This is a genomic window from Klebsiella sp. MS 92-3 (assembly GCF_000195655.1).
GTDB classification, from domain to species: domain Bacteria; phylum Pseudomonadota; class Gammaproteobacteria; order Enterobacterales; family Enterobacteriaceae; genus Klebsiella; species Klebsiella pneumoniae.
Genome location: NZ_GL882873.1, coordinates 1162 through 1761, shown reverse-complemented (window position 1 = coordinate 1761; position 600 = coordinate 1162). Strand labels below are relative to the sequence as shown.

1 protein-coding gene is annotated in these 600 nt (G+C 54.8%); it reads left to right on the top strand.

Annotation, left to right across the window (positions count from 1 at the left end; all coding sequences use genetic code 11):
- Window positions 1-347: 347 nt before the first annotated feature.
- Window positions 348-575, top strand: coding sequence for a hypothetical protein (locus tag HMPREF9538_RS0128670; protein WP_032457296.1), 228 nt, complete (start codon window positions 348-350; stop codon window positions 573-575).
- Window positions 576-600 lie beyond the last annotated feature (25 nt).

The window sequence follows — 600 nt, the reverse complement described above, 5'->3', positions numbered from 1 at the left end:
TGCGGCGGGTGCCTGCTCCTTTCCCCTGGTACCCGTATCACCCGTTTGAGTCCATTCGCCGGGGCTGAGACAAGCACAACCCGTCTTGCTGTCCAGGGGACGGCAGAGCCTTTCGCAATAAATTTTTCCCGGCCATTCCGCTGCGCTTCATTAGACCGAAAAAAATTTCCCGCTCACCCCCGGACATCTGCACCGGGCCGTGCTCGTTTACGCCCTCGCGGCGAACGGCTCTCAAACGGGTGAAGGTTATATCCAGGGGGCAGGTTCAGCAGGTCCCCGCACAAAGTCAAAACCGCGGCCCCGGCAACTCAACGGGTGATGTTCTTTAAAAATCAGGAAAAAGAAAAATGCAGGATCCTTCATTGCGAACGTATCGGATCGCATTTCTGGGACGCAATGCCAGCGGCAATCTGCCGATGTTTACCCGGGTGCAGGCCACGACCGGAAAACGGGCGATAAAAGCGTTTATTGAACGCTGTGAACCCGTCAAAGGCTGGTTTCTGGGCGAACCGGAAGACATTACCGATCAGCTTAAGAAGGAGGAAGAAGAAGCGGGAAGCAAACCGCAGATATGAAAAAAGCAGGGTAAACCCTGCTTCT